The sequence below is a fragment of the Gordonia sp. NPDC003504 genome, assembly GCF_053587995.1.
The window spans coordinates 61,269-84,665 of record NZ_JBSFPC010000011.1 but is presented as its reverse complement, the minus strand read 5'-3'; the positions used below and the strand labels follow the sequence as shown (position 1 = coordinate 84,665).

The 23,397-nt window shown below is 68.6% G+C and carries 12 protein-coding genes; 7 read left to right on the top strand and 5 right to left on the bottom strand.

What is annotated here, in order from left to right; all coding sequences use genetic code 11:
- Positions 1 to 15: 15 nt before the first annotated feature.
- The 3 genes from ACWDPV_RS18655 (at position 16) to ACWDPV_RS18645 (ending at position 4,106) form a co-directional block, all read left to right on the top strand.
- The gene (locus ACWDPV_RS18655; RefSeq protein WP_449744161.1) at positions 16 to 1,389 is read left to right on the top strand and encodes an AIM24 family protein; all 1,374 of its coding nucleotides are present in this window, start codon (positions 16 to 18) and stop codon (positions 1,387 to 1,389) included.
- Between the two features lie 114 nt (positions 1,390 to 1,503).
- Complete coding sequence (locus ACWDPV_RS18650) at positions 1,504 to 3,180, top strand: serine/threonine-protein kinase (protein WP_449744160.1); 1,677 nt, start codon at positions 1,504 to 1,506, stop codon at positions 3,178 to 3,180.
- Between the two features lie 11 nt (positions 3,181 to 3,191).
- Positions 3,192 to 4,106 (top strand): hypothetical protein, encoded by a 915-nt coding sequence (locus ACWDPV_RS18645; protein WP_449744159.1) that lies wholly within the window; start codon positions 3,192 to 3,194, stop codon positions 4,104 to 4,106.
- A gap of 213 nt (positions 4,107 to 4,319) precedes the next feature.
- Here ACWDPV_RS18645 and ACWDPV_RS18640 read toward each other — a convergent pair whose 3' ends face one another.
- The 5 genes from ACWDPV_RS18640 to rplN all read right to left on the bottom strand — a co-directional run bounded on the left by ACWDPV_RS18640 (position 4,320) and on the right by rplN (position 7,085).
- Positions 4,320 to 5,105 carry a thioesterase family protein gene (locus ACWDPV_RS18640; protein ID WP_449744158.1) on the bottom strand — a complete coding sequence of 262 codons (786 nt, stop codon included), beginning with the start codon at positions 5,103 to 5,105 and terminating at the stop codon, positions 4,320 to 4,322.
- 524 nt (positions 5,106 to 5,629) lie between these two features.
- The gene (locus tag ACWDPV_RS18635; RefSeq protein ID WP_006370432.1) at positions 5,630 to 5,815 is read right to left on the bottom strand and encodes a type Z 30S ribosomal protein S14; all 186 of its coding nucleotides are present in this window, start codon (positions 5,813 to 5,815) and stop codon (positions 5,630 to 5,632) included.
- 1 nt (position 5,816) lies between these two features.
- A complete protein-coding gene (gene rplE, locus ACWDPV_RS18630) occupies positions 5,817 to 6,395 on the bottom strand; it encodes a 50S ribosomal protein L5 (RefSeq protein WP_348805524.1) in 579 nt (192 codons plus the stop codon).
- 2 nt (positions 6,396 to 6,397) lie between these two features.
- Positions 6,398 to 6,715, bottom strand: coding sequence for a 50S ribosomal protein L24 (gene rplX, locus ACWDPV_RS18625; RefSeq protein ID WP_348805525.1), 318 nt, complete (start codon positions 6,713 to 6,715; stop codon positions 6,398 to 6,400).
- A 1-nt stretch (position 6,716) separates the two neighbouring features.
- Positions 6,717 to 7,085, bottom strand: a complete 369-nt coding sequence (gene rplN / locus ACWDPV_RS18620; RefSeq protein WP_348809172.1) for a 50S ribosomal protein L14 — start codon at positions 7,083 to 7,085, stop codon at positions 6,717 to 6,719.
- A 370-nt stretch (positions 7,086 to 7,455) separates the two neighbouring features.
- Between rplN and ACWDPV_RS18615 the strand changes: the two genes are divergently transcribed.
- From ACWDPV_RS18615 to ACWDPV_RS18600, 4 genes are read left to right on the top strand one after another with little or no spacing between them, the layout of a single operon-like run.
- On the top strand, positions 7,456 to 21,246 hold the full coding sequence (locus tag ACWDPV_RS18615; RefSeq protein WP_449744157.1) for an amino acid adenylation domain-containing protein: 13,791 nt from the start codon (positions 7,456 to 7,458) through the stop codon (positions 21,244 to 21,246).
- Positions 21,243 to 21,494, top strand: a complete 252-nt coding sequence (locus ACWDPV_RS18610) for an MbtH family protein (protein ID WP_449744156.1) — start codon at positions 21,243 to 21,245, stop codon at positions 21,492 to 21,494. Before ACWDPV_RS18615 ends, ACWDPV_RS18610 begins: the two co-directional genes overlap by 4 nt.
- Entirely contained in the window at positions 21,491 to 22,555 is a 1,065-nt protein-coding gene (locus ACWDPV_RS18605) for an ABC transporter ATP-binding protein (protein WP_449744155.1), read from the top strand. The genes ACWDPV_RS18610 and ACWDPV_RS18605 overlap by 4 nt, the downstream gene beginning before the upstream one ends.
- Positions 22,545 to 23,327, top strand: a complete 783-nt coding sequence (locus ACWDPV_RS18600) for an ABC transporter permease (RefSeq protein WP_449744154.1) — start codon at positions 22,545 to 22,547, stop codon at positions 23,325 to 23,327. Before ACWDPV_RS18605 ends, ACWDPV_RS18600 begins: the two co-directional genes overlap by 11 nt.
- The last annotated feature ends 70 nt before the right edge of the window (positions 23,328 to 23,397 follow it).

Below are 23,397 nucleotides of genomic sequence, written 5' to 3'. Positions count from 1 at the left end.
CGGCGTGATGTCGATATGAGACAACTCTCCCCCGGCGAGAACACCGTCCTGCCCACGCCGTCGGTGACGGTGTCGGTGCGGTCTGCGTCGCCGGTGAACACCTCCGCGGTGCTGCTGACCTCCGCCGGGCGTGTGCGTACCGACGCCGACCTCATCTTCTACAACCAGCCGTCCGGTGCCGGCGTCACCTACCGGTCCGAGCGTGGCGTGGACGTCATCACCGTCGACACCGCGCGCATCCCTTCCGACATCGAGACCGTCGCGATCGCCGCCAGCCTCGACGGCACCGGTCCGACGAGCTTCGCGACGGCTGGACGCCTCGACGCCACCGTCACCCCGATGGGCGGCGGTGAGGAACTGACCTTTCGACCCGACGGCCTGACGAGTGAGGCCGCGGTGGTCTGCCTGGAGATCTACCGCCGCGGCGAACGGTGGAAGGTTCGCGCCGTCGGGCAGGGATACGACGCCGGATTGGCCGGATTGGCAACAGCTTTCGGGATCTCCGTCGACGACGACCCGACTCCTCCGGCACAGCCACCACGCGTCAGCGACCCGCAACCGTGGCCGCCGACGCAGCCGAACCCGCCATCCGCGACGGCGGCCGCCCCACCTCCGCCATCACCCCGACCCCAGCCGCAACCGCAGGGAGCCGCCATGCACAGCGATCTGTTCAACCCCAATCACGCCGAGGTCTCCGGTCAGGGCATCCAGAAGCAGGGCAGCAAGATGTGCCGCATCGGCCTGTCCGGTGAGGTTATGGCACGGGCCGGGTCGATGGTCGCCTATCAGGGTGACCTGAAGTTCGAGGCCCTCGGCTCCGGCGGCTTCGGACGCATGATGCGCCAAGCCCTCTCCGGTGAGGGCGTGGCTCTGATGAAGGTCAGCGGCCGCGGTGATCTGTTCCTCGCCAATGCCGCCTCCGACATCCATCTCATCGATCTCGACGGCACCGACGGCCTCACCATCAATGGTGCGAACGTCCTCGCCTTCGACTCGACCCTGACCTACGACATCGCCCGGGTGCAGGGCGCGGGCGCGTTGGGCAACGCCGGCATGTTCAACTGTGTCTTCACCGGCCGCGGCCGGATCGCCATCACCACCGACGGCACGCCGGTCGTACTCAACGTCGACGCCGCCACCTACGCCGACCCGAATGCGGCGGTCGCCTGGTCGTCGAGTCTGCGGACGTCGATCAAGACCAACGACTCCTTCAACCTCGGCACCCTGATGGGCCGCAGCACCGGCGAACGACTCACCCTTGCGTTCAGCGGCCAGGGCTTCGTGGTGGTGCAACCGTCGGAATTGCCACCGGGCGGCATGATCGGCGGCACCGGCGAGGGCGGTCAGGCCGGCGTCGGCGGCATGCTCGGCGGTTTCCTGGGCCGCTGAACCGTTCTCGACCCGAGAGTCCGGTCAACCGATCCGATGAATCTCGCGGGTTCGAGTGAACCCGCGACCATTCTTCGACCTAGGATGTCATGTGCCGCACAGGAGGGGTGAGTGATGTCCGAGAGCACGAACGATCGAGTGGGTGAGACCTTTGGTCCCTACCGGCTCGATTCCCTGCTGGGCCGGGGTGGGATGGGTGAGGTCTACCGCGCCTACGACACCACCAGGCAACGCGACGTCGCCTTGAAACTGCTGACGATGCAGTACGCGCAGGATCCGTCGTTCCAGGAACGATTCCGGCGTGAATGCCAGACCCTGGCGCGCCTCGACGAACCGCACGTCATCCCCATTCACGACTTCGGCGAGATCGATTCGACCCTGTTTCTCGACATGCGGCTGGTGAACGGTCGCGACCTGCGGGCGATCCTGCGTGAGCGGGGAACACTGTCGCCGGCCGACGCGGTCGGCCTCATCGAACAGGTCGCCGCGGCTCTCGACGCCGCGCATGCCGCGGGCCTGGTGCACCGCGACGTCAAACCCGAGAACATCCTCGTCACCGGCGCCAACTTCGCGTATCTCGTCGACTTCGGAGTCGCCCACGCCGACAACGACACTCATCTCACCAAGACCGGCACCGCGGTCGGTTCGGTCGCCTATATGTCGCCCGAGCAGTTCGAGGCCACTCCGGTGACGGCCGCCTCGGACGTGTACTCGCTGACCGTGGTGCTCTTCGAGATGCTCACCGGCCGTCAGCCGTACCCCGGCGAGTCGATCTCGACGGTGATGCGCGGCATCCTGTTCGACGAGACGCCCTCGCCCAGCGCGGCGAATCCGAATGTGACACCCGAGATGGACGCCGTGGTGGCGTGGGGTCTGCATCGCGATCCTGCCGGCCGATGCCCATCGGCCCTGGAATTGGCCGCCGCAGCGCGCAAGGCGCTGGCCGGTGAGGCGCCACCGGTAGCGGCGGCCGCGCAGACGTCGCTCACGAAGTCGCCGGGCGGTGCCCCGGCGACGCTTGCCGCGCCGTCCCCGATCGCCCCGCCACCACCGCCACCGCCCCCGGACTCCCCGACCGTCATCTCGAATCCGCAGACGCCCACCGCGGACCGGACGATGGTCGCCGGCGCGGGATACATGCAACAGCATCCCGGCCCGCAGGGAACCGCAAATGTTTCCGGCCCCCAGGTCGGAGGTCCGTATCCGTCCGGGCCACACCCGTCGGGACCACACCCGTCGGGACCACAACCGGTCGGGCCCAACGTGTCCGGCCCGGTTCCCTACGGATATCCCGGTTACCCGCCGGCCCCCGCGCCGAGTTCGGGCGGACCGCGGCGGACCAACATGATCTTGGCGGCAGTGGTCGTCCTGCTGGTCGGCGCACTCGCCGGTGTCGGTGGCTGGCTGGTCGTCGATCAACTCGGCGGCAACGACGACGACGTGTCCTCGGCGGCCGTCACCACCGACACCACCGCGGCGACCCAGCCGACGGCGGCCGCTCCGACGACCGTGGCTCCCACCACCCCAAGCTACGTTCCGGCCGCGCCACCCCCGGACAATCAGCCGTGTCCGGGCGCCACCGGCGTCGGCACCGGCTATCCCCAGTGGACCGGATGTGAGTTCGCGATCAACGTGCGTGACGCCTATGTCGCCGGCGGTCCCCTGGGAGAGTCTCGGGTGGTCAACGGATGGGCACCGCAACAACGCAAGTACTACGTGATGTCGTGTGATCCCTACGCCGGAATCATCGCGTGCCGCGGCGGCAATCAGGCCGTTGTCTACGTCTACTGACGGGAACCCGAGTGCCCTTTTCCGCGCGACCACTGGTCTTCCGCCGCGCCGTCATCGCCTCGCTCGTCACGTCCATCGCCCTTGCGACGCTGACGGGGTGTTCGGACGACGCCGAGGATCCGACCCCACCGACGGCGGTCGCGGAATCCTCGGCCCTGTCGCCGGCATCCTCGGCAACCACGGCCCAACAATCGATTTCGGCATCGGCTCCCGCAAACCTACGGGCGAGTTTCGATCGCCTCGACATCCCGTCGAATGTCGGTGTGGCACTTGCCCCGGTCGGCGGTGGACCGGTCATCTCCTTCGGTGACCAGACCCCGCGCGTCGCGTGGTCGACGATCAAGGTGCCGCTGTCGATCGCCGCACTGCGCAAGTCGAACAGCGCGAGCACTCGCGCCACCGTGCGGACGACGATCATCAACTCCGACAACGAGGGAGCCCTGACGCTGCGCCGGTCGCTCGGAACCCCCGATCAGGCGCGCGTGGCACTGACCAAGGTCTTCCGCGATCTCGGTGACGAGACAACACAACTCGTGCGTATCACCGAACCCGACGAAACCTTCGGCCTCACCGTATGGCCGCTGGCGTCTGCGGCCACCTTCGCCTCGCACCTGCCCTGTGAGTCCGGCGACGATTTCGTGGTGTCGCTGATGGGTCAGGTCGCCGGCAACCAACAGTGGGGGGTCGAGGTGATGCCGGCACCCAAAGCCACTGCGGTGAAAGGTGGTTGGGGCCCAGGCGACGAGGGCGGGTACGAGGTTCGCCAACTCGGGCTGATCACCCACGCGGATGGCCGGCAGACCGCCGTCACCATGGGCACCTACACGCCCGGGGAAACCTTCGAGGCGGGCACCGCCGTCCTCGACAAGGTCGCCGCATGGTTGAACAAGAACCTGACGAAGCTGCCCAGCGGGACGTGCGCCTGACCGGCCTCGCTGCGTAGGCGACCTGATCTCTCAGAGACCGCCGAGGGCACTCATTACACTTACCGAATCGAGAGCGGAAGCGGGCTCGGCGGACTCTTCGGCAAGATGGGCCGACCCCGTGGTCCCCCGAGCCTTCCAGACGGCACTGACCGCAGGCATCGACACGCTGCCCGACCTCATCGACGATTGGGTGTCACTCGCTGAACCGGCAGTTCAGGTGAATATCGCGACGGTCTGGGTACCGGTCATGACCAACCGGCCGCCGGCGTCCCACATCTCCATCGTCTGATACGAATATCCGGCCTCGGCGACGACACTCGACGATCGCAACAGGAACCATCCGGTGGCGTCGTCAATGGTGTTGGCGCACACGTCGACCGACCACATCACCGTGCTGACCGGCGCCCAGTCCGAGAAGGCGGTCATCGCCGCGGGCGGGAGACTGTCGCCGAGGGCGATCAACGCCACCGACGGGTCCACGCCGCGGGCGTCACGGTGACGTACCCACCAGATCAGCTCGGGGACTTCGGCATTGGTGACCGGGATGGCACCGGCGGCCATCCGGCGTTCGAAGTTGGCAGCGAAGGACGGCTGCAGCGTTGACGGAGCATCCAGACTCAGACAATCCTCCGGCGCCGGAACATCAGGCCGCGTGATCATGCTGTGCCGCACCGAACTCTCCCGTCCGGCAGAGAAGATCAGGGTCGATTGCGCCGCAACCGTATTCCCGCTGAGCGATTCCACCGCGACACTGGTCACCGACCGGCCCTCCCGCAGCCGCTGGGCCTGAACGGACAGCTTCTCGGTCGCCGGGGCGGTGAACGCGAACTGCGCCGCACGCAGCGGAGGAAGGGCATCCCCGTCGGTCTGCTGGGCCGCCGCAACGGCCAGCGCCGCGGTCAGGCCTCCATAGGCCGTGCGCCCCTGGGTCCATCCCTCGGGGATGGCGAACTGCGCGTTCGGATCGAACGAGGCGAGAACCTCGGCCAGCGTCGTCATCGGCACTTCCCCCTCTGTGGCGGTTACCCGAAATCCTATGACGGTCATCATAGTGACGCAAGAGCGGACGGCCACCCGACTTCCATGCGGGAATGCCCGCGTGAGGCAGGCATGAGTGCCACCCAACTCCACCGACACGGCGCGGCAGTGAACGTCGACGACGGCGGAACCGGTTGGCACGCTGCCCAACGCAGTGGCGTCTCGAGGCGCTGAGCAGACCCGCCCAGCGTTCCGCGCAACGCCGAACGTGGACGTGTGAGCGCCGGTCGGATGCCGTTGACCCGAACCGGAGTCGTGCGGATGTCGAGGCGAACTTCCTCCCCCACTCTCCGCTCCTCCCCCAGATATTTCCCGAGAACGAAATGACAAGTGGGGGAAGAACATTCCTCCCCCACTTTCAGCAGCTCGGTGAAAGCCCACAAGACCCCGCCTCCACGTGGGAGACGGGGTCTTGTGTTCAGTTGTGAATGTGGTCTCGATACGCCGCTTTTTCGTCGCGGCTACTCGACCAGCGGGGGCTTAAGTCACCAGCTCGACTTCTGCACGCCCGGCAGCTCGCCGGCGTGTGCCATTTCGCGCAGGCATACGCGGCACAGGCCGAACTTGCGGTACACCGAGTGCGGGCGACCGCACTTGTTGCAGCGGGTGTAGGCGCGCACGGCGAACTTCGGCTTCTTGTTGGCCTTGTTGATCAGAGCCTTCTTGGCCATCTCAGTTGTCCTTCGCGTTGTTGTCCTTGAACGGGAAGCCCAGGTGGCGCAGCAGCGCGCGGCCTTCCTCGTCGTTGGTGGCCGAGGTGACGACGGTGATGTCCATGCCGCGCGGCCGGTCGATGTTGTCGATGTTGATCTCGTGGAACATCGACTGCTCGTTGAGACCGAAGGTGTAGTTGCCGTTGCCGTCGAACTGGCGGTCGCTCAGACCACGGAAGTCGCGGATACGGGGAAGTGCGATCGACACGAGACGGTCGAGGAACTCCCACATGCGGTCGCCGCGCAGCGTGACGCGCGCGCCGATCGGCATGCCCTCACGCAGCTTGAACTGCGCGATGGACTTACGAGCACGACGGATCTCCGGCTTCTGGCCGGTGATCAGGGCGAGGTCGGCGACCGCGCCGTTGATCAGCTTGGCGTCGCGGGCGGCGTCACCGACACCCATGTTGACGACGACCTTGACCACGCCCGGGATCTGCATCACGTTGGCGTAGTCGAACTCGCTGTTCAGTGCGTCCTTGATCTCGGCGCGGTAGCGCTGCTTGAGCCGAGGCTGGACCTTCTCAGTTGTGGTCATGATCAGATGTCCTTCCCGGTCTTGCGCGAGATCCGGACCTTCTTGCCGGTTTCCTCGTCGACGCGGTATCCGACGCGGGTCGGGTTGCCGTCGGAGTCCACGACCATCACGTTGGACACGTGGATGGGGGCCTCTTGGGTCACGATGCCGCCGGACGATGCGCCACGCTCGCCGGCCGAGGCGGCGGTGTGCTTCTTGATGCGATTGACGCCCTCGACCAGAACACGCTCGTCCTTCGGGAAGGCCTGGATGACCTTGCCCTTGGCGCCCTTGTCCTTACCCGAGATGACGATCACGGTGTCACCCTTGTGCACCTTCATGTCAGATCACCTCCGGTGCCAGCGACACGATTTTCATGAACTTCTTCTCACGCAGCTCGCGGCCGACCGGGCCGAAGATGCGGGTTCCGCGGGGATCGCTCTCACCCTTGAGGATGACGGCGGCGTTCTCGTCGAAACGGATGTAGCTTCCGTCCTGGCGACGGCGCTCCTTGGTGGTGCGCACGATGACGGCCTTGACGACCTCACCCTTTTTGACGTTGCCGCCGGGGATGGCGTCCTTGACAGTGGCGACGATGACGTCACCGATGCCGGCGTAGCGCCGCGACGAACCGCCGAGCACACGGATGCACAAGATCTCCTTGGCACCGGTGTTGTCGGCGACCCGCAGGCGAGACTCCTGCTGAATCACTCGATTCTCTCCTTGACCTGGATGGTTATGTCCGCCGGATTTCCGACCCGACGCACACGGTCTGTCACCACCGGACACACGCCTGCCTGGGCTTTTCCGCTTTCGCGGGACCTCCCAGTGGGTTCGTGAGCCGATTCGCGGCACATGCGTGCTGCGGGCAACCCGTCAAGTGTAGGTGAAACCGCAGGTGGGAACCAAATCCGTGGCCGAGACGAAACTTTTTCGCCGTCTCACCCATCTGCGCCCATCCCCCGGACGAAGCACCGCGCGAGTCACCACCGGGCACGGCTGCAGCACGTCGGCCGATCCCGGGCCCGTCCACCAGAGACTCGGCGTCCACAGACTCCCGTCCATGTCAGGAGGCTCCCCTGTGAGTATCGACGACTTGATCACCGACACGATCGAGACTGCCGAGACCATCCCGATGACCGCGGCGCAGCGCGGCATCTACTACGCACAGCAGCTCGATCCCGACGTCCCCATGTCGGTGGCCGCATACGCCGAGTTCCACGACGCGATCGACGGCGAGGTGATGCGCCGCGCGGTCGCCGCGACGGCCGCCGAGACCGAGTCGGGTCTGCTGACCCTCGTCGACACCGAGGACGGCGAGCCGTTGGTGCGCGTCGATCGTGATCGCGTGATCCCGCTCGGGCGGCGTGACTTCTCGTCCGAACCCGATCCGCGGGCGGCGGCCCTGGCCTGGATCGACGACCATCGCTCCCGGTCGACCGATCTCATGACCGACTCGCTACTGGAGACCTATCTGCTGACGCTCGGGCCGCAGCATCACATCTGGTACTGCTGGGGCCACCACCTGGCGTTCGACGGCTACGCCGCGATGTACATGATGCTGCGCGTCGCCGCGCACTACACCGCACTGTCCGACGATGTTACGGTCGCCCCGGCGACCACCGCCTCGATGTCGCAGGTCGCCGAGATCGATCGCACCTGGCGCGAATCCGACCGATACGCTGCGGCCCGCGAGCACTGGGCCGCCGTCCTGCACGACCCGTCCGGCGAGCCGGCCGAGATCACCTCCCTGACCTCCCATACCGCGGCCGCGGCGCGAGTGGCCACCGTCCATCCGGCAGAGCTGACCGAGCCCCTCGTTGCTGCGATCAGGTCTGCCGGCACGGCCCACGGAGTGCGTCCCGCCTCCGTCATCAGCGCCGCGGCCGCTCTCTACCTCGCTCTGCTCAACAACCGCGACGAGGCGATGTTCTCGCTGCCGGTCGCCTGCCGTGACGCCGACATCCTGCGCACCTCGGCGGGACTGACCTCCAATGTGGTGCCGATCCGGGTATCGCTGCACGGCAACGGCGGACCCCGTTCGGTGGCGGAGTTGATGGGCGCCACCAACACCGAGATCAAGCACGCCCTGCGGCATCAGCGGTTCCGCCACGAGGAGATCACCGGCGATGTCCTGGGCAACACCGGCGGCCGACGCGGTTTCTTCGGCCCGATGGTCAACGTGATGCTGTTCTTCGAGCACATCGACTTCGGTTCCCTGCGTGGCGAATTGAACGTCCTGTCGACCGGACCGGTCGAGGACGCCTCGATCAACGTTTACGACGGATTCACCGGCGGCATGCGTCTGGATCTCGAGGCCAACCCGAACCTGTACTCCGAGGCCGAGATCGCCACGCATCATCGGCGCTTCATCGACTTCCTCGATCGTTTCGTGCACGCCGATCCGCAATGCCCGGTCACCGCCATCACGCTGCCGGGTGCCGACGAACGCTCCGCGATCACCGCGGCGTCCACCGGTGAATCCGTCGAACTCGGCGATCAGACCGTCGTCGACCTCGTCGACGACGCCGCCGCGCGGTTCCCCGATCGGCCGGCGCTCGTCGATGCGACGACCGGCACCACCCTGACGTACGCACAGTTCACCGAGCGTGCCGACGCCGCGGCCGCCGGCCTCGCCGCCCGCGGAATCGGACCGGAATCGGTTGTCGCGGTAGCACTTGTGCGTGGCATCGACCAACTCGTCGCGCTGCACGCCGCCATCCGGGCCGGTGCGGCCTTCCTGCCGGTCAATCCCGACGAACCCGCCGAGCGACTCGCCCACATCCTCGACACCGCGCGTCCGACCACGGTCGTCGTCGGGAACGCGGCACCACTTCCGGCCGTCGGCGATCTGTCCACCACAACCCTCGACGACCTCACCTCGACCGCACCCGCGGCGGTGACCCGTCCCCGCCCCGATCAGCCGGCCTATGTCCTGTTCACCTCCGGTTCCACCGGAAAGCCCAAGGGTGTCATCGTCTCTCACCGCGCACTGGTCAACCGCCTGCGCTGGACGCAACACGCCTACCCGCTGGGCACCGACGACCGGGTGCTGCAGAAAACACCGGCCACCTTCGACGTGTCGGTCTGGGAGTTCTTCTGGCCGTTGATCACCGGCGCAACCCTGGTGCTGCCGACTCCCGACGGCCATCGCGATCCGTGGTATCTGCAGCAGGTCATCGACGATGTACAGATCACCACGACGCACTTCGTTCCGTCGATGCTCGCGGCATTCGCCGAGGCCCTCGGTTCGGCCGGCAACGCGGGGACCGGCAACGCGAGCCTGTCGAGCCTGCGCCGCATCATCACCAGCGGCGAAGCCCTCACCCCCGCCACCGTCGCGGCCACCGCCCGCCTCACCGGCGCGCCGATCCACAACCTCTACGGCCCCACCGAGGCCGCCATCGACGTCACCCACCACGACTTCTGTTCACCCGACGCCGATGTCATCCCCATCGGCACGCCGGTGTGGAACACCACCGCCGCCGTCCTCGATCAGCGCCTGAACCCGCAACCGGCGGGGGCGATCGGCGAGTTGTACCTCGGTGGTGTGCAACTCGCCCGCGGCTACGCGGCCCGCCCGGATCTGACCGCATCACGGTTTGTCGCCGGCCCGGACGGCGCACGCCTCTACCGCACCGGTGATCTGGTGCGGCGCCGCGCCGACGGCGCGCTGGAGTACCTGGGACGCAGCGACTCCCAGATCAAGGTCCGCGGCCAACGCGTCGAACTCGGCGAGATCGAGGCCGCCCTCGCCCGGATCGACGGGGTCACCTCGTCCGGCGCCGTCCTCCGCGACGGCATCGTCGACGGTGAATCGGCGATCGTCGGATATGTCAGTGGCAGTACGCAATTGCATGATCAGGACCTCCGATCGATGCTGCGCGACCGGCTGCCCGACCACATGATCCCGACGGCGATCGTCGTGCTCGACACGTTGCCGGTGAGCGCCAACGGCAAACTCGATCGTCGCGCACTCCCCGCACCGGAGATCACCACCGACGCACTCACCGCACGGTTTGTCGCCCCCACCGGGCCGGCCGAGCAACTGGTCGCCGACACCGTCGCCGCCGTACTCGGCCGCGACTCGGTGTCCATGGCGCACAACTTCTTCGACCTGGGCGGTAACTCGCTGTCGGCGACCCGCGTATCCGCACGGCTGTCCCGTACCACCGGTCACCGCATCGGCATTCGTGACATCTTCGACGCCGACGACCTCGCAGCGATCGCCGCACACGTCACCGAACCCGGAGGCGCTCGCCGCGACGGGGAAACGCAGGACGACGAAACACAGAACCAGGGCCCGGTGCCGCTGTCCCCCGCCCAGCATCGCCTGTGGTTGGCGAGCAAGCTGGCCTCCGGTGCCACCTCGAGCTACCACATCCCGTTCACCGTCCGCCTCGTCGGCGATCTCGACGTGCCCGCCCTGCACGCCGCGCTGGGCGACGTGATCGCCCGGCATGAACCGTTGCACAGCACAGTCCGCGAGGAGGCCGGTACGGCCTACATCGAGGTGCGCGATCCGGCCGAGGTCGCCACACCCCTGTCGGTCGCCGACGCCGCCAAGGAGACTTCCGACATCGAGTTCGCCGGTCTGCCTTTCGATCTGGAGAACGAGATCCCGATCCGGGCGCGACTGCTGCGCATCGCCGACGGCGATCACCGGCTCACCGTGGTGGTCCACCACATCGCCGCCGACGGATGGTCGCTCGGCCCACTCGCCGACGACCTGGCCACCGCCTACCGCAGCCGCTGTGGCGGGCAGGCGCCGCACTGGACACCCCTGCCGGTGACCTACTCCCAGATCAGTGCCGACCGGCACGCCGCCCTGGACTCCGCGGACGGTGCCGCCGATCTGCGCTTCTGGACCGATGCCCTCGACGGCGCGCCGGCCGAGACCGAACTCCCCATCGATCGATCCCGCCCCCGGTCGGCCACCCTGCGTGGCACGACGACGACTGCCACCCTTCCGGCAGCCACCCATGCGGCCCTGTGCCGTGTGGCCGATGAGCGCGGCGCGAGCGTGTTCATGACGATCCACGCGATCGTCGCGACCCTGCTGCGCACCGTGTCCACCCAGTCCGATCTGATCGTCGGCACTCCCGTATCGGGTCGTGGCGACGCCGACCTGGACGGTCTGGTCGGTATGTTCGTCAACACCCTCCCGTTGCGCACCACCGTCGACAAGCACATGACCTTCGACGCGCTGCTCGCCGCGGTTCGCGAGGTGGACATCGACGCCTTCGACCACGCCGCACTGCCGTTCGACCGGATGGTCTCGGAACTGAACCCGGCCCGCGTGACCGGAGTCCATCCGTACTTCGCGGTGTCGATCGCGCTCGAGGACCCGATGGTCGGTGCCCGCGACAGCGGCGGCGCGGTCGATCTGGACTTCGCCGGCCTGTCGGCGACCGCGTCGCGCGTCGACACCGGACTGGCCAAGTTCGATCTCTCGTTCACCTTCACCGAACATCGTGACGCCACCGGCGCACCGGCCGGCATCTCGGCCGAACTCGGTTACGCCACCGATCTTTTCGACGAGTCGACCGCACAGGCGATGCTCGCGCGGTTGCGCCGCATCACCGACGCCGTGATCGACGCGCCGGCCACCCCGATCGGCGACATCATGGTGCTCGATCCCACCGAACGCCTGGGACTGGTCCCGGCGGTCGGCGACGCCGCCCGCCCGGTCGAACACCTCACCACCCTGCTGGCCGACGCGGTGCGCGCCGAACCCGATCGCGTCGCGGTCAGCGACTCCGACACCGCGCTGACCTATCGCGAGCTCGATCAGCGCGCCAATGCGCTGGCCCGGGAACTACTGCGGCGCGGTGCCGGACCGGAACGCTTTGTGGCGGTAGCGCTGTCGCGCGGCGTCAATTGGATCACCACGGTGTGGGCGGTCGCCCGAACCGGTGCTGCGTGGGTGCCCGTCGACCCGTCGTATCCCGCGGCGCGGATCTCCTTCATGCTCGCCGACTCCGATGCGATCCTGCTGGTCACCGATGCGGCCGCGCGGTCGGCCGTCGCGGATGCGGCCGGGACCCGGCCGATCCTCACCGTCGACGACACGCGCGAGACCGCGGCATCAGCCACCGGTCCGGTGGGCGATCACGAACTCATCACGCCATTGTCGGTGGATCAGCCCGCCTACCTGATCTACACCTCCGGAACCACCGGCAGACCCAAGGGTGTCGTGGTCAACCACCGTGGGCTCGCCGACTTTGCCGCACACCAGGTGTCCCACTTCGGTCTCAGTCCGCAGGCGCGGACCCTGCACCTGGCCTCCCCGAGCTTCGACGCGTCGGTGCTCGAGATGGTGATGGCCATCTCGGCGGCCGCCACCATGCACATCGCACCTCCCGGCACCGTCGGTGGGCGTGAGCTGGCCGACCTGATGAACGAGCGCGGTATCACCCACGCCTTCCTCACCCCCTCACTGCTCACCACGATGTCCCCCGACGACGTCCCCGGGCTGCGTGCCCTGGTGATCGGCGGCGAACACCCCAATCCCGAAGCGGTGCAGGACTGGTCGCGCGGGCCGGCACTGTTCAACGCCTACGGCCCCACCGAGACCACGGTGGTCGCCACCGTCTCGGCGGAGATCCTGCCCAACAGTCCGCTCACCATCGGACGGCCGATCCGCGGCATCGAGGCGATGGTCCTCGACGAACGGCTGTGTCCCGTCGCGCCGGGAACCGTCGGCGAGCTCTACATCGCCGGCGATCACCTCGCGCGCGGCTATCACGGCATCCTGCCCCTCACCTCGAAGCGGTTCATCGCCAACCCGTACGGGTCGCCCGGTGACCGGATGTATCGCACCGGAGACCTCGTGCGCTGGACCGGTGACCACGAACTCGAATTCCGGGGTCGCGCCGACTCGCAGGCCAAGGTCCGCGGACATCGCATCGAACTCGGCGAGATCGACGCCGCGCTGAGCGCCGATCCCGCGGTCACCGCGGCCGTCACCGTGGTCGACGGGGAGAACGAACACGCCCGTCTCACCTCCCACGTGACCCTCGCCGACGATGTCACCGAAGCCTCGGCAACCCTGCGGACGTTGCGGACGCAACTGTCCGACCGGCTGCCGTCGCATATGGTTCCCGCGAACATCGTTGCGGTGAGCCGAATCCCGACGACACCGATGGGTAAGATCGATCGCCGCGCGCTCTCCGATCCGGCGGTCATCGGCGAACTGACGCTGGGCACCGCCGGTGCCGAGGCCACCGACGAGCCACCGGCCACCGACACCGAACGTGCCGTCGCCGGCCTCATCGCCGATCGACTGGGTCTCGACCCGGCCACCGTCGGCCGGGACGCCGACTTCTTCGCACTCGGCGGCAACTCGTTGCTGGCCACCCAGATCGTCGGCACCCTCGAGCACCTCGGGGGTCGGCGTATCGACGTCCGCGACGTCTTCGACCATCCCACCGTCACCGGCCTGGCACGCCTGGCCGGTGATGATGGCAGCGACACCGGTGGCGCAACCCCCGGCACCATGGCCGCCATGGACACCGTCGACACCGACGACGTTCCGTTGACCATCCCCGTCGGGCTCGACACCCCGGTGGTTCCCGGTCCCGCACAGCAGCAACTGTGGTTCCTCAACCGGTTGGCCGCCGACGCTCCCGACTCCTCGGACGATGCGGCGTCGTATTCGATCGCGTTCGCACTCGACCTCGTCGGTCCGCTCGATGTGGCGTCGCTGGAGGGGGCGTTGCGCTGGGCGGTGGATCGCCACGAGCCATTGCGCACCATCTATCCCGAGAACGATGGACGACCCGAGATGGTCGTGGTGTCGGTGGACGACGCGGCACCTGCGCTGACGCCGGAACCGGTGGAGGCGCCCCGCTGGCACGACGAGGCCACCGAGTTGGCGCGCCGGCCGTTCGATCTGACCCGACAGATACCCTTCCGCGCTGCGCTGCACCGGATCTCGGAAGATCTCGACCATCACAAGCTCACCGTCGTGGTGCATCACATCGCCGCCGACGGTTGGTCCATGGCGCCCCTCGCGAAGGACATCGCGAGCGCCTACGGGCGGCTGCGCGACGGTCGATCACCGTCGCCCGCGCCCCTGCCGGTCAGCTACCGCGACCATCTGCGGTGGCAGGCCGAGCGTCTCGGCGTCGATGCGGGCGTGGCACTCTCCGCGCACCGCATCGACGACCGGGACACCCGACTGGCCCAACTCACCGACTGGTGGCGCGACACCCTTGCCGACCTCGACCACACCCCGACTCTCCGTCCCGACGTGACCCGGTCCGATGCCGCCGAGGCGAACGGCACCGACTTCGCCGGTGCCGTGGTCCGCGTGCCGTTCGACCGCACCCTGCGAAGCCGCCTGCAGCGACTGGGCGACGGTCACATCACGGAATTCACGGTGCTGCACGCACTTCTGGCCGCCACCCTGCACCGGCACGACTCCCACGCCGCCGTCCACCTCGACGGTGCGACCTCCGACATCGTCATCGGTACCCCGGTCTCCGGACGCAATGATCCGCGGCTGGCCGCGACGGTCGGTATGTTCGTCAACTCCGTGGTGCTGCGCACCCCGGTGGACGGCCGGTCCGGATTCCGGGAACTGCTCAACGACGTCCGCACACGCGACCTCGCGGCACTCGCCCACTCCGACATGCCCTTCGAACACCTGGTGGGGTTGCTCAATCCGCCCCGCACCGCACGTCACCCACTGTTCTCCATCGCGTTGGCCGCCGACGCCACCGCGGCCGACGGTGCCGCCGCACTGCCGGTGCCCACCCTCGATGGCATCACGGTGACCCCGGAGGCACTCGACACCGGTGCGGCGCGGTTTGACCTGGAGATCCGGGCCCGCGGCGACGAACTCGAGATCACTTACGCGACCGCCGTCTTCGGCGCCGCCCGGGTACGGGCGTTCGCCGACGACCTGGTGACGATGGCACGGGCGAGCGTCGAGAACGCCGATCGGGCCATCGACGAAGTCGATCTCGTCACCACAGACGAAGTCGATCTCGTCACCACAGACGAAGTCGCCGCACTCGCCCCCGCCCCCCGCCACCTCGCCGACCTGCTCGACGAGACCGCCGCCGCCCACCCCGATGAGGTCGCGGTGATCGACGGGGAACGCGCACTCAACTACCGCGAGTTGGCCTCTCGTGCCCAGGTCTGGGCGGGTCACCTATCCGACCTCGGTATCGGCGAGGAGGATGTGGTCGCGGTGGCCCTGCCGCGTTCCCTCGAATCGGTACTGGCCACCTGGGCCATCACCCTCGCCGGTGCCGTCGTCCTGCCCATCGACGTCCGCCATCCGGCGGACCGGATCGCGCACATGCTCGCCGACTCCGGCGCACTGGCCGGCATCACCGCCGGTGATCGCATCCCGGCCCTCCCACACCTCGTGTGGTGGGTCGACACCGACGCACTGAACTCGTGGCCGGTCGACTCCATCACCGTGCCACCTCGCGACCGACGCCACCCGGACTCGCTGGCCTATGTCATCTACACCTCCGGGTCCACCGGAGAACCCAAGGGCGTCAGTGTGTCCCACGCCGGTATCGCCGCCTTCGCCGATGCGCAGCGCCGGCGTCACGGCGTGCGCCCGGGGCATCGCACCCTGCACTTCGCCTCCCCGGCCTTCGACGCCTCGATGCTGGAGTTCCTGCTCGCATTCACCACCGGCGCGACGATGGTGATCACCCCCACCGACATCGTGGGTGGGGACGAACTCGTCGAGTTCATCGCGGCCACCGAGGTCACCCACGCCTTCGTCACGCCCGCCGCCCTGGCCACCGCCGAGTACCGGGAGTTGCCGGCGCTGGACACGCTCGCGGTCGGCGGCGAAACCGTTCCGGCCGAACTGGTGTCGCGGTGGTCGGCCGATCTCCGGTTGCTCAACTGCTACGGCCCGACGGAGACCACCATCGTCGCCACCATGTCGCAGCCGCTGTTGGTCGACGACGAGATCACCATCGGCGCACCGATTCCCGGATGTCGTGCGCTCGTGCTCGACCACCGTCTGCGCCCGGTACCCGATCACGTGCCCGGCGAGTTGTATCTCGCCTCGCCCGGCGTCGCCCGCGGCTATCTGTCTCGGCCCGCTCTGACCGCTTCTCGTTTCGTCGCGGCCCCCGGTGCGGTCGGTGGCGTCATGTACCGGACCGGTGACGTGGTACACCGCCGAGCGGACGGCGCGCTGATCTTCCACGGGCGCGGCGACAATCAGGTCAAGGTGCGGGGTTTCCGCATCGAACTCGACGAGGTGTCCGCCGCGCTCGGCGCCCACCCGGAGGTCGACTTCGCCGCCGCCGCCGTCTCCGGCACCGGAGCGCAGGCCACCGTCGTCGGCTACGTCCGGCTACGCGGCGAGAATGCGCCCACCGCCGAACAACTCCGCGGATTCGTGAGTCGTCGGCTGCCCACGCCGATGGTGCCGTCGGCGGTCGTCATGCTCGACGACGTCCCGCTGACACCGAACGGAAAACTCGACCGCACCGCGCTTCCCACCGCGGCGCAGGCCGTGATCGAAGAGGCCCCGCAACCGCCGCGGGCCCGAACGGCCACCGAACTGGTGGCCACCACTCTGGCCGGGGTTCTCGACCTCACAGCGTCGAGCGTCACCGACGACGCCGACTTCTTCGACCTCGGTGGTACCTCGCTGCAGGCGACCACCGTGATCAGCCGACTCAACCGGGCACACAGCGGTACCCCGCTGCGCGTGCGTGACCTCTTCGACCATCCGACGGTGAGCGGATTGGCCGCACTCGTCGGTCCGGTGGCGGGTACCACCGACGCCCTCGCATCCGACGCCCCGGTGCCGGCGACCGCACCACGGCCGCAACAGGTTCCGGCGGCACCGGTGCAACGAGGACTGTGGACACTGGCCCGCTCCCAGCCCGGGTCGGCGGAGTATCTGATCCCGCTGGCCATCCGCCTCGACGGCGATCTCGACGTGGCGATTCTGCGCGGCTGCCTCGTCGACCTCGTCACCCGGCATGTCACCCTGCGGACCGTGTTTCCCGCGGTCGCCGGACGGCCGATCGGCGTGGTCCTCGACGACGCCGAACAGGTGATCGGCGAACTGCAACCCGAGTGGGTCGACGACCTGGCGGCCGCAGCGCTCGAACGGGCCACCACGCCACTGGATCCGACCGCGACCGCACCGATCCGGGCACACCTGCTCACCACCGCCGGCACCGACACCGACGACCCCGCCGAACAGGTGCTGCTGCTGGTGATGCATCACATCGCCGTCGACGGTGCGTCACTGCCGATCATCGCCGCCGACCTGGCGCAGGCCTACACCGAACGTCAGACCGGACGCACCGAGCCGTGGCCGCAGGCCACGTCGGACTACCGTGACTACGCCCTGCGCGCGGTCACCGTCGCCGACACCGAGGTGTCGTATTGGACTGCGCGACTGACCGATTCGCCGCCCGAAACCACAGTGACCCCGACGGTCGCCCCAGGCTCCGACCACACCACCGGCGATGCGACCGGCACTTCCGGTGACGTCCGGATCGCGATCGACGACGCGCTGCGCGGCGACATCCTCGACTGGGCACGGCTTCACGACACGACACCGTTCACCGTGCTGCACACGGCACTGGCGATCCTGTTGCATCGGCTCGGCGCCGGTGACGACCTCGTGATCGGCACGCCGGTCGCCAACCGCGCCGGACCGGCCGACGGTGGAACACCCCTCGACTGCGAACCGATGGTCGGCATGTTCGTCAACACCCTCGCGCTGCGAACCGAACTCGGCGCGGCCGAGACCGTCACCGACGTCCTCGCACGGACCCGCGACGACGACCTCGACGCGCTCGATCACAGCGGCGCACCGTTCGGCGATGTGGTCGACGCGCTCAACCCGCAGCGCACCCCCGGCCGTCATCCCCTGTTCCAGGTGGCACTGTCGGTCCACGACTTCGGCGAGGGACTCGCCGGGGCACGGATTCCCTTGTCGGAGAACCTGACCGCGTCGGTGATGGATGTCGGGGTGGCGGCCGCGAAGTTCGATCTGCAGTTCACCGCAACCGGGCTGCGGCGTGCCCGCACCGAGGATGCGGCGCGCGCGCCGGCCACACTCGGGGTCACCTATGATCCGAGCCGACATCGCGCCGCCGACGCCGAGACCCTGGCGATCCGCCTGCTGCGGGTCGTCCGGGCGATGATCACCGACCCCAATCGCGCGATCGGCGACATCCGGATCACCGATCCGCTCGAGGTCGCCGAGGTGAGCCCGCAACGCGGACCGGACCCGCAGTCCCCGTTGACCCTCGGGGAGTTGTTCGACGACGCCGTGCGCCGCAATCCCGAGGGCATCGCGGCGTTCGCCGAAACCCCGGATGGACACACCGATTCCATCACCTACGCCACCCTCGACGCCCGGGCCAACCGGCTCGCGCGGGTGCTGCTCGGCCGGGGCATCGGGGATCGGGACACCGGTCACGAGGACACCGGTGATCGGTACACCGAACCGGTGGTCGCGATGGCGATCCCCCGCTCCATCGATGCGGTGGTGGCGATCTGGGCGATCGTGCGGTCCGGGGCGGCCTATGTGCCGATCGACCCCACCTATCCGGCCGATCGGATCGCGCACATGCTCGCCGATTCCGGCGCGCAACTGGTTGTGACGAGTACCGCGGTCGCCGAGCAACTCAGCACCGACGTCCCCACGGTGATCCTCGACGCACCGTCGACGCTCTCACGGCTCGGCCACTCCTCACCGCGTGCGATCAGCGACACCGAACGAATCCCGGTGCGCCGCAGCGACGCCCTCGCCTACGTCATCTACACCTCCGGCTCCACCGGACGCCCCAAGGGAGTTCTGGTACCGCACTCGGGCCTACGTGCCGTGCACGACGAGCTGCGCACACGGATGAGTCCCGACGGCAGTTCCCGCGTCCTGCATTTCGCCTCGCCGAGCTTCGATGCGTCGGTGCTGGAGTTCCTGCTGGCCGCCGCCGGCGCCGCGGCGCTGGCGATCGTGCCGCCCGATGTCTTCGGCGGAACGGCACTGTCCGGCTTCATCTCCCGCCATCGGGTCACCCACGCGTTCATCACCCCCGCGGCGGTCGCGAGCATGGACCCCGCCGAGGTCCCGAGGCTGACGCAGTTGGCGATCGGCGGCGAGGCCTACGGCACGGAACTTGTCCGGCAGTGGGCGCCGGGGCGCACGCTGCGTAACGTCTACGGCCCCACCGAGACCACGATCATCACCACCGGCAGCGAACCCCTGGACGCCGCAACCGATCTGACCATCGGCACACCCAACAACGGTGTGGGGGCGTTGGTGCTGGACGCGCGACTGCATCCGGTTCCGGCAGGCGTCACCGGTGAGCTCTACCTCCTCGGCGATCAGGTGACGCGCGGATATCACCGCCGACCCGGCCTGACATCCGGCCGATTCGTCGCCGCACCGATGGTCACCGGCCCGGACGGCGCGGGCGCCCGCATGTATCGCACCGGCGACCTGGTGCGACGGGACGACACCGGCCGGTTGCGGTACGTTGCGCGTGCCGACAACCAGGTGCAGGTGCGCGGTTTCCGTATCGAGCTCGGCGAGATCGACGACGCCCTCAGCGAGTGCGCCGCAGTCGATTTCGCGGTGACGACGGTGCGCGACGACGGCCATGGCGCCACGCTCGCGGCGTATGTGAAGGCGGCCCCGAACGCGGTGATCGACACCGATCGCCTCGCCCGGCACGTCGCCCGGCGCCTGCCCCGGCACATGATCCCGGCCGGCATCACCGTCCTCGACGAGATCCCGCTGACCCCGGTGGGCAAACTCGATCGGTCCGCGCTGCCCGACCCCGGTCGTGGCGCGCGCTCCGGCCGGGCCCCGCGGGCGGGCACCGAGGCCCTGATCGCCGCGGTCTTCGCCGACGTCCTGGGCCTGAGCTCCGAGGAGGTGCACGCCGACGACGGCTTCTTCGATCTCGGCGGAAACTCGTTGTCGGCCACCGAGGTCGCCGCGACGCTGTCCACCCGGACCGGCTCGGACCTACGCGTCAACGACCTGTTCGCCAATCCGACCCCGGCCGCGCTCGCCGACGTGATCGACGACGTCGCCGGCCCGGCGGCCCACAAGGCCGGCGCGCTGGCCACCGTGCTCCCACTGCGGCGCACACCGCACCCCACCGGTGCGGCCCCCCTGTTCGTCGTGCACCCGGCGATCGGGCTGTCCTGGAGCTTCGGTTCGCTGCTCCCCCACGTGCCCACCGACCGCGAGGTCTACGGTCTGCAGCATCCCGGACTGTCGGGCGCAGGGGCACCACGGGCACTGGACGATCCGGGGAGTCTGGACGAGCTGGCCGCCCACTACGTCGAGCAGATCCGACGCATCCAGCCCCACGGCCCCTATCACCTGCTCGGCTGGTCGCTCGGCGGCCTGATCGCGCAGGAGATGGCGGTGGCACTGACCGACGCCGGAGAATCGGTGGGCCAGTTGATGATCCTCGACTCGTTCGTCGTCGCCGAGCGCCCCGACCTGGACACCACCCCCGACACCGGTGCGCTGATGGCCGAGTTCGGGATCACCGTTCCCGGCGACCACACCGACCCGACGCCGCGGCAGGCGTGGGAAACCCTGAGGGCAACGGGCGGCCCGTTGGCCTCGCTGGACTTCGACGAGTTCAGCCGGGTGCACGAGACATTCGTGTCGGCTTCCCGGCTCGCCGAGGACTGGCATCCCCGTCCGTATGACGGCGACGCGGTCTTCGTGACCGCGACACGCGACGCACCACCCGGACCGTCGGCGCTGCACGGCTGGCGCGACACCCTGCGGGGGCCGGTCACCGAGATTTCTCTGGACTGCACCCACGCACGAATGTTGCTCGGCGAGAACGTCACCGGGTTCACCCCCGCGATCCGCGAGAAAGGACGACCATGACCAATCCCTTCGATGACACCAGCGGCACCTTCGCGGTGCTGGTCAATCACGAGAACCAGCATTCGCTCTGGCCCGACTTCGCGCCCGTACCCCGCGGCTGGCGGCAGGTGTTCGGGCCCGCAGGCCACGACGAATGCCTGGACTATGTCGAACACAACTGGCGCGACATACGCCCGGCAAGCCTGATCGCCGCCATGGAGGCGGCCGAGACCCAGCGAAAGGACCCCACGTGGGACGCCACCGAATGACCGCATCCGAGATCGCGGCCACCGCCGCAGCTGCGGCCGCCGATTCGACTACCAATGCCCTCGAACTGCGGGGCGTGACAAAGACATTCGGCTCCGGATCGTTCGGTTCCCGGCAGTCGGTGCGCGCACTGGACGGTCTCGACCTGCAGGTCGGGTCCGGGACCGTGCACGCCCTGCTCGGACCCAACGGGGCGGGCAAGACCACGACGGTGCGCGCCGTGGCGACGTTGATGCGTCCCGACGAGGGCAGCGTCACGGTGTGCGGGATCGACGCGCTCGCCGACCCCGACGCCGTGCGTGCCGTGATCGGGGTGTCCGGCCAGTACGCCGCCGTCGATCCCACCCTGACCGGCTTCGAGAATCTCCGGCTCGTGGCGCAACTCTATGGTCATCCGCGCCGGGAGGCGCGTGACCGCGCCCGGGCCATGATCGAGCAACTGGACCTGTCGGCCGCCGCCGACCGCCCGATGCGCACCTACTCCGGCGGCATGCGCCGGCGCCTCGATCTGGCCGGCGCACTGATCAACGACCCGCAACTGATCATCCTCGACGAACCGACCACCGGCCTCGATCCTCGTGGCCGGCGCCAGATCTGGGAGGTGATCGCCGAGCAGGTGGCCACCGGCACCACGGTGCTGCTGACCACGCAGTACCTCGAGGAGGCCGACGAACTCGCCGACGAGATCACCGTGATCGACCACGGCCGGATCTGCGCGCAGGGTTCGGCGTCCGAACTCAAGGAGACCGCGGCGAGTGCGATCCTCACCGTCGAGGTGGCGCCGCGACACGTGCGCGGCGCGGCCGGCGCCACCGAGATCGACGGCACCACCGAGGTCATCGCGACCACCCTGGCCGAGATCGGTTTGGGTATGCCCGAACGCGTCGACGAGACACACTGGTCGGTTCCGGTGGCCGACGGTACGCGCAGCGCCGTGTCCGCGGTCCAGGTGTGCAACGAGGTCGGAGTCGAGATCGTCGACGCCGTCGTGGCCACCCCCACCCTCGACGACGTGTTCCTCCGCCTCACCGCCGATCGAAAGGAGCTCAGCAATGTTCGCTGACACCGCCGTCCTGGTCGAGCGAAACCTGCTCACCGTCAAGCGAATCCCCACTCTGCTGCTCAGCGCCACCGTGCAGCCGCTGATGTTCGTGGTGCTGTTCGCCTACGTCTTCGGCGCCACCCTCGGCGGTGCGCCCTACCGCGAGTTCCTGATGGCCGGAATCTTCGCCCAGACCGTGGTGTTCAACGCCGCGTTCACCACCGTCGGCCTCGCCGGTGACATGTCCGGCGGCATCGTCGACCGGCTGCGCTCGCTGCCGATGTCGCGGATCGGCGTCATCGCCGCGCGGGTGGGCTCGGACATGCTGTTGGGAACGCTCGGTGTCGCCGTGATGGTCGCGAGTGGGCTGGCCATCGGCTGGCGGATCCGCGGCAGCGTCGGCGACGCGGTGATCGCGTTCGCGGTGATCGCACTGTTTGCCTTGGCGATGGCCTGGGTGGGCGCGGTCAGCGGCCTGGCTGCCCCCAATGTGGAAGTGGCACAGAGCATCGGATTCCTGTGGATGTTCCCGGTGACCTTCCTCTCCAGCGCCTTCATCTCCGCGCAGAGCCTGCCGGGCCCACTGCGGACGATAGCCGAGTGGAATCCGGTGACCGCGGTGGCCACCATGGCCCGCGACAAGTTCGGCAACACCGCACCGCCGGACTTCCCGCCGCCCACCGGCTGGGTCGCCGATCACGCGATGGCGTATTCGATCGGTGCGAGCGCGGTGATCCTCGCTATCTGCGTACCGGTGTCGCTGCTGCTGTATCGACGGTCGACGAGTCGATGACGCCCGCCCGAACGGTTTCGGGAGCGCCGCCGCCTCGACGTGGTTACGGTGGTGCGGTGACCCCGAATGC

Bases quoted from the DNA above. Each gene is read 5' to 3' on its own strand.
- ACWDPV_RS18655 (WP_449744161.1), top strand. From the start codon at position 16: ATGAGACAACTCTCCCCCGGCGAGAACACCGTCCTGCCCACGCCGTCG.
- ACWDPV_RS18610 (WP_449744156.1), top strand. From the start codon at position 21,243: ATGACCAATCCCTTCGATGACACCAGCGGCACCTTCGCGGTGCTGGTC.
- ACWDPV_RS18640 (WP_449744158.1), bottom strand. From the start codon at position 5,105: ATGACGACGCTGGCCGAGGTTCTCGCCTCGTTCGATCCGAACGCGCAG.
- ACWDPV_RS18650 (WP_449744160.1), top strand. From the start codon at position 1,504: ATGTCCGAGAGCACGAACGATCGAGTGGGTGAGACCTTTGGTCCCTAC.
- rplX (WP_348805525.1), bottom strand. From the start codon at position 6,715: ATGAAGGTGCACAAGGGTGACACCGTGATCGTCATCTCGGGTAAGGAC.
- rplE (WP_348805524.1), bottom strand. From the start codon at position 6,395: ATGACCACAACTGAGAAGGTCCAGCCTCGGCTCAAGCAGCGCTACCGC.
- ACWDPV_RS18600 (WP_449744154.1), top strand. From the start codon at position 22,545: ATGTTCGCTGACACCGCCGTCCTGGTCGAGCGAAACCTGCTCACCGTC.
- ACWDPV_RS18635 (WP_006370432.1), bottom strand. From the start codon at position 5,815: ATGGCCAAGAAGGCTCTGATCAACAAGGCCAACAAGAAGCCGAAGTTC.
- ACWDPV_RS18605 (WP_449744155.1), top strand. From the start codon at position 21,491: ATGACCGCATCCGAGATCGCGGCCACCGCCGCAGCTGCGGCCGCCGAT.